The 6,758-nt window shown below is 74.4% G+C and carries 5 protein-coding genes; 2 read left to right on the plus strand and 3 right to left on the minus strand.

Features of this window, described 5'->3' with window-relative positions; genetic code table 11:
• A partial coding sequence (cobU, locus tag LADH09A_RS03225; RefSeq protein WP_238643235.1) for a bifunctional adenosylcobinamide kinase/adenosylcobinamide-phosphate guanylyltransferase occupies positions 1–604 on the minus strand: 604 nt, incomplete at its 3' end.
• 279 nt (positions 605–883) lie between these two features.
• Here cobU and LADH09A_RS03230 point away from each other — a divergent pair.
• Together LADH09A_RS03230 and LADH09A_RS03235 are read left to right on the plus strand one after the other, a co-directional pair.
• Positions 884–1,084, plus strand: a complete 201-nt coding sequence (locus LADH09A_RS03230; protein ID WP_088949470.1) for a hypothetical protein — start codon at positions 884–886, stop codon at positions 1,082–1,084.
• On the plus strand, positions 1,084–1,884 hold the full coding sequence (locus LADH09A_RS03235; RefSeq protein ID WP_238643237.1) for a site-2 protease family protein: 801 nt from the start codon (positions 1,084–1,086) through the stop codon (positions 1,882–1,884). The genes LADH09A_RS03230 and LADH09A_RS03235 overlap by 1 nt, the downstream gene beginning before the upstream one ends.
• 149 nt (positions 1,885–2,033) lie before the next feature.
• Here LADH09A_RS03235 and LADH09A_RS03240 read toward each other — a convergent pair whose 3' ends face one another.
• Together LADH09A_RS03240 and LADH09A_RS31545 are read right to left on the minus strand one after the other, a co-directional pair.
• On the minus strand, positions 2,034–3,032 hold the full coding sequence (locus LADH09A_RS03240; RefSeq protein ID WP_238643236.1) for an aldo/keto reductase family protein: 999 nt from the start codon (positions 3,030–3,032) through the stop codon (positions 2,034–2,036).
• Between the two features lie 44 nt (positions 3,033–3,076).
• Positions 3,077–6,535: a WG repeat-containing protein gene (locus tag LADH09A_RS31545; protein ID WP_308194465.1), complete on the minus strand. Its 3,459-nt coding sequence runs from the start codon at positions 6,533–6,535 to the stop codon at positions 3,077–3,079.
• Between the last annotated feature and the right edge of the window lie 223 nt (positions 6,536–6,758).

Genomic DNA, 6,758 nt, shown 5'->3' on the forward strand with positions numbered 1-6,758 from the left:
CCGGAGCTGCCGGAGCTGCCGGCGCGGCGGCGGGGACCGCCGGGGGGATCGGGGTGGCGGCCGGCTTCAGCCAGACCGGCTGACCGGCGACGACCAGCACCACCGCGTCGCAGGCGTCGGCGACCGCCCGGTTGGCCGCGCCCAACGCGTCGGTGAACGCCCGGCCCAGCGGGGTGGTCGGCACCAACGACAGCCCCACTTCGGGGCTCACCAGCACCACCCGCGCCGCGCAGCCGCGCAGCGCCTCGGCCAGCTCGGCGATCGTGGCCACGTCGTCGGCGGGCTGGTGGTCCGGGTCGAGCAGCACCGTCACCCAGCCGCCCAGGTCGTCGACGAGCAGCATCTCGTTCGGCTCGGCGGACTCGAGCACGTCGGCCAACCGGCGCGGGTCCTCCGTGGTCTCCTCGGTGGTCCAGCTGCCCGGTCGACGCGCGCGGTGCGTCGCCAGCCGGGTCGCCCACTCGGTGTCCTCCGGGTCGCCCTCGGGCGCGGTGGCGACGTAGCGGACCACCGGCGCGTCGGTGACCAGGGACTCGGCGAACTCGGACTTGCCAGACCGGGTACCGCCGAGCACCAGGACCGTGTTCCACCCGTCTACGGACATGCCCGTACCTTAAGGCCGCCCGGGGTTGCGGTGCCTGCCGGCCCGGGTGCTCGCCCGGGATCAGTCGCGGTGTTCGAACCGCTGCCGTGGCTGACCCCGCCGGTGGTGCCGCCCCACGTCACGTACATGCCGGCGGCGCTGGCCGCACCGCCCAGAACCAACCGGATTGATCCACCTGCGGGTCCCGCCGGGGGCGAGCGAGCGGCCGTTGCGCGCCGGGCCGACTACGCTGGCGGGGGTTCGTCCCACGGGGACTTCAGCGGCGAGGGGAGACGCGGCATGGCGTGGAGCTGGCGGTACGAGGGCACGGACGGTCAGACGGTCGAGGGGCCGGCGGAGTCGTTCGGCAGCCAGGCCGACGCCGAATCCTGGATCGGTCAGACCTGGCGGGAGCTCGCGGCGTCCGGCGTCACCTCGGTCGCACTGATGGAGGACGACCGGGTGGACTACCGGATGAGCCTGCTACCCACGGCCGAGTGATGGCCTACGACCGGCCGGGCGCCGACGGGCTGGTCCTCGGCGTACCCAAGGCGGCCTTCCGGCCCAGCCCGGTCTTCCTCGGCCTGGTCGCCCTCCTCGTGGTCAGCGGTGTGCTGGCCTGGAACGGGTACGGCAACGCCCGGTTCAACGTGTTCCTCTTCGTGGTGTCCGGCTGGCTGGTGTCGCTCTGCCTGCACGAGTACGCCCACGCGGTGGTCGCCTACCGGGCCGGCGACCGGGACATCGCCCACCGGGGCTACCTGACGCTCAACCCGTTGAAGTACACCCACCCGCTGCTGTCGATCGTGTTGCCGGTGGTGGTGGTGCTGCTCGGCGGCATCGGCCTGCCCGGCGGCGCGGTCTGGGTGGACCGGCACGCCATCCCGGGTCGACTGCGGCACACCCTGGTCAGCCTCGCCGGCCCGGCGACCAACGTGGTGTTCGCGCTGGTGCTGGTGGCGGCGGTACGGATCGGCACCCAGTCGGCGGGCGGCCCGGTGGAGTTCTGGGCCGGGGTGGCGCTGCTCGCCTTCCTGCAGATCACCGCGAGTGTGCTCAACCTGTTGCCGGTGCCGGGTCTGGACGGCGGCAACATGATCCAGCCGTGGCTCAACCCGCAGTGGCGCAAGATGTACGACCTGTTCGCCCCGTACGGTTTCCTGCTGCTCTTCGCGCTGCTGTGGAACCCCCGCATCGGCGGCTGGTTCTTCGACGGGGTCTTCGCGGTCGGTGACGCCCTGGGCCTGCCGTCCTGGCTCTACGCCACCGGCCTCGACCTGATCCGCTTCTGGCAGGGCTGAGCTGACCGGCCCAGGCTGAGCTGACCGGCCCAGGCTGAGCTGACTGGCCCAGGCTGAGCTGACTGGCCCAGGCTGAGCTGACTGGCCCAGGCTGAGCTGACCCGGGCCGGCCGGCGCGAACCTCTCGCGTCGGCCGGCCCGGAGCGGCGTCAGGGACGCTGCGCGGGGGACTCGGTCTTCGACGGGTCCCGCTCGGTGACCGGCTCGACGATCTCGTCGATCGCCTTGAGCAGCTCGGAGTCGAGCTTGACCCCGGCCGCCTTCACGTTGTCGTGCACCTGCTCGGGCCGCGACGCGCCGATGATCGCCGACGAGACGTTCGGGTTCTGCAGGACCCACGCCACCGCGAGCTGGGCCATGCTGAGCCCGGCCTGCTCCGCGAGGGGCTTGAGCTGCTGCACCCGGGTGAGCACGTCGTCGTTCATCCACCGGGAGATGAAGCCCGCGCCGGACTTCTCGTCGGTCGCGCGGGAACCGGCCGGCGGCGGCTGCCCCGGCAGGTACTTGCCGGAGAGCACGCCCTGGGCCATCGGCGACCAGACGATCTGCCCGATGCCCAGCTCCTCGCTGGCCGGCACGACCTCGGTCTCGATGACCCGCCAGAGCATCGAGTACTGCGGCTGGTTGGAGACCAGCGGGATGTGCAGCTCCCGGGCGAGCGGGTGGGCGGCACGCAGCTGATCGGCGGTCCACTCGGAGACGCCGATGTAGTGCGCCTTGCCGGAGTGCACGACGTCGGCGAACGCCTCCATCGTCTCTTCCAGCGGCGTGCTGCTGTCGTACCGGTGGGCCTGGTAGAGATCCACGTAGTCGGTCCGCAGCCGGCGCAGCGAGCCGTTGATCGACTCCATGATGTGCTTGCGGGAGAGGCCGCGGTCGTTGCGGCCCGGCCCGGTCGGCCAGTAGACCTTGGTGAAGATCTCCAGCCCTTCGCGGCGCTCGTTCTGCAACGCGCGACCGAGCACGTCCTCAGCGCGGGTGCCGGCGTACACGTCGGCGGTGTCGAAGGTGGTGATTCCCGCGTCGAGTGCGGCCTGGACGCAGGCGAAGGCCGCGTCCTCCTCGACCTGTGAACCGTGGGTGATCCAGTTGCCGTACGAGATCTCGCTGACCATCAGGCCGGAACGGCCCAGGTGTCGGAATTCCATGTACCGACCCTAACTCCGGTGGATCACCACCGTCGAACAGCCACTCAGAGCACGGGATTGGCGTCGGTGAGTAGGCGGTCGATCTCCTCCAGCACCTCGGCGCGATCGCGGTGCACCGGGTCGATCAGCGGCAGGCCCCGCCGGTCCAGCGCGCCCCACCGCCCGGTGTCGTTGCCGACCAGGAACGCCACCGGGTGGATGACCAGCATCGGGTGCGTCGGGGGAACCAGCACGGCGCCGGTTCGGTCCACCACACCGCGCCGGCCCGCCACGTCGACCACAGCGAGCCCCTCGTCGGTGAAACCATCGATTTGCTGGCCGTCGGCCAACTCCGTCACGAACCCGTGGTAGCGGGTGGGCACGACGATCCGGCCGGTCCGGTCGACCGCCCCCCACCCCTCGCGGCGTACCGCGGCCAGCCCGCGCCGGAACGGTCGTACCTCGGCGAAGTTGGGTGCGACCTGCACCGTGCCGGTCGCGTCGATCGCCGTCCACCCATTCTCGCCCACCACCCAGGCCAGGCCGTCGCTGAAGGGGCGCGCCGCCCGGTAGGACGGCGGGATCACCGTCGTACCGAGCAGGTTGATCAGCGACCACCGGTCTGTGTCCGGCCGGCGGACCCAGGCCAACCCGTCGTGGAACGGTTGCGCCTCGGCGTACCGGGCGGGGATGACCAGGTCGCCGTCCGGGCCGGTGTAACCCCACAGCGGCCCGTCGCGGTCCGGCACCGGGGGCCGGTCCCGGTCGAGCACCTCGTCCCGACCCCGGGGGTACGGCCCGAAGCCGTCCGCCGTGGCACGGACGGTCACCGCGTCGAGGGCCACCCGGACCCGGTCCAGCAGTTCGGCGTCGCCGGCGCCGCGCAGGTTGAGCGCCTGCTCGAAGTGTTCGCAGGCCTCCATGAGCCGTCCCTGGTCGTAACACGACCGCCCGGCGTGCTCGTGCAGCGCGGCCCGCAACCGGTCGGGAAGCTCGATCGAGTTGGCCTGGGCGAAGAGCTGGTCGGCCTCGGCGAAGTTGCCGCGCCAGCGCAGGACGTGCGCCAACCTGGCCTGTGCCAGCGCGGTCCGGCGCAGCTCGCCGGTGGCCTCGGCGTAGGTGAGGGCGAGCCGACCGTCGGCCAACGCGTCGTCCAGGTCGCCGAGGATCCGCGAGGCCACCGCCCGGAGGCTGAGCAACCGGGCCCGCGCGCGGTTGTCGACCGCCGAGCCCAGCTTCTCGGTCAGTCGTCGCCGAATGGCCCGCAGGTCGTCCGGTTCGGTCAGGTCCTCGCGCAGCGTGACTGGGTCCAACCGCCAGCGGTACGCCGCCAGGACCTGCTCCGGATCGCCCTGGTCGGCCAGCGACGGGCGGGTCGCCGCCGGTGCGGCGTCGACGGGTGGTGCGGCGTCGGCTGGCGGTGCGGACACCGGCGCGCTGTCCCCGCCGAAGCCGTTTCGCGGGCCGGGGACGGTCGAGGCGGGTGGTGCGGACACCGGCATGGGTGGCGCGGAGACGGGCGGCGCGAAGGCGGGTGGCGCGGACGTCGGCATTGTCGAAGCGGGTGGCGCGGAGACGGGTGGCGCGGAGACGGGCGCTGCCGGCAGGGGCGCGGACGAGATCGGGGGTGCGGACACGGGTGCCGCGTCGGGCGGTGGCATCGACGCCGGGGGCGCGGACACCGGTGCCATGAAGGTCGGCTCTGCCGGTGCGGGTGGTGCGGACACGGGGGCCGCAGCGACCGCTGGCGCGGGCGGTGCCGAGATCGGGGGCGCGGAGACCGGGCGTGCGGGTGGTGCGGAGACGGGTGCTGCGGCGACCGGTGGCGCGGACACCGGTGGCGCGAAGGCCGGGGGTGCGGGTGGTGCGGAGACGGGTGCTGCGGCGGCCGGTGGCGCGGACACCGGTGGCGCGAAGGCCGGGGGTGCGGGTGGTGCGGAGACGGGTGCTGCGGCGACCGGCGGTGCGGACACCGGTGGCGCGAAGGCCGGGGGTGCGGGTGGTGCGGAGACGGGTGCTGCGGCGGCCGGTGGCGCCGACACCGGTGGCGCGAAGGCCGGAGGTGCGGAGACCGGTGTTGCGGGCGGTGCCGAGACAGGTGGGGCCGAAACCGGCGCTCCCGAGACGGGTTCGTGCACCCAGTCGTCAGCCGTGTCTGGTCGGGACGGCGGCACAGCGGGGGAGGACCAGTCGTCGGCCGGCGACACGTCCGTCGGTCCCGTGCTGCTCGCGGCGTCCGGCGCGTACCACGAGTGGTCGTGTGTCGCGGCCTCGTCTGTCGGGTCGTGCCCGACCGGGGCGGTGGCGTCGGTGTGACGAGCGGCGACCGGCTCGGCGTCGGTGACGTCCTCGGGCTGGTGGTGCGGCAGCGTCGTGGCAGGTACGCCGGAGACGGGCCGGTCGCCCTCCACCGAACCGGGCTCGACCGCTGACGGTGGGTCGTCGAGGTTGTCTGCCCAGGTGTCGGTGGCACCGGGGGGCGTGCCCGCAGGTGGCGCGGAGATCGGCTCCCGGACGTCGCCGGACGTCAACCCGGCTGTGGGCTCGTCGGCCGGGGCACCCTGGACCTGGGGTGTCGTTGTCTCCCGGTCCGCCGTGGACAGGTCGAGGTTGTCGTCGGGCTCCTCGTCGACCGGGTTGGACGACGGTGGCGCCGAGGTCGGCTCGCTGTGCTCGGGCTCAGCCTGCTGAGCGGGGCTGAACCAGGCGTCCGGCCCGCGGGTGGTCGAGACCTCGTCCGACTGCCGAACGGGCGCCACCGGCTCTTGCGAGGGCGGCGGAGGCACGTAGCGGCGCGGTGTGCCGGGGGCCAGCGGCAGCGCCAGATCGGCGTCCTCCACCGGGGACGCCTGGGCCGCAGTGGGCGGCGTGGCTGGGCTCGGCGCAGTTGGGCTCGGGGCCGGCGTGGGCGGGGCAGGCCGGTCGGCCGGCGGAGCCTGGACCTGCCAGGCGGGCGGCGGCGTGACCGGCGGGCGGGTGTCCGCCCTGGGGGCCTGCCGCTCGGACGAGGAAGGCCAGTGCGGCGAGGCCGGGCGCTCCGGCGAGGCCGGGCGGTCCGGCGGGCGCTCCCGCTCCGGCGAGTGCGCCTGGGCCGGCGAGTGCGGGCGCTCCCGCTCCGGCGAGTGCGTCTGGGCCGGCGCGTGTGGGCGGTCCGATGGGAGCGGGTGGCGGTCGGTCGGTGCGCCGGTGTCCACCGGGTCGCCGGCTCTCCGACGGTCCAGGTTCTCACCGCGCCGCTGGTCCACCGGGCGGTCCCCGATGGCCGGACCGGGATAACGCGGCGGCGCGGCGGGGTGCGCCCCGGCAGCGGGCGTCGGGTCGGCCGGCGTTCGGCGCTCAGGAGACGGCGCGGCGTCCGACCGTTCGTCGGAGACGGGCGGGTCCACCGGTGCGGGCAGGTACTCCAGCCGCAGGCGTGCGGCAGGTGGACCTGAGACGGGCAGGTCGGCGGCAGGGGAGACCGGGGCGGCCGACACCGGGCGGTCCGGGCCGGGCGCGGCGGGGGAGACGGGTGCCGGCGACACCGGTCGCTCCGGGGAGACCGGCGGGACCGGCACGGACCGACCCGGCGTGGTCGGTGGAGCCGTCGCGGCGGGACGTACCGGGCGCTCGTCGTACCGGGAGGGGGCGGCCTCCGGGCGCTCGTCCGGGCGGGACGGCGGGACCGGCGGCCGCTCCGGCCGAGCGGCCGGACGCGACGGGACACCCGGGTCGGCACCGCGATACGGGTCGGCGCTGCGGTGCGGG

The sequence above is a fragment of the Micromonospora cabrerizensis genome, from assembly GCF_022230955.1.
In the GTDB taxonomy this organism is placed as follows: domain Bacteria; phylum Actinomycetota; class Actinomycetes; order Mycobacteriales; family Micromonosporaceae; genus Micromonospora; species Micromonospora cabrerizensis.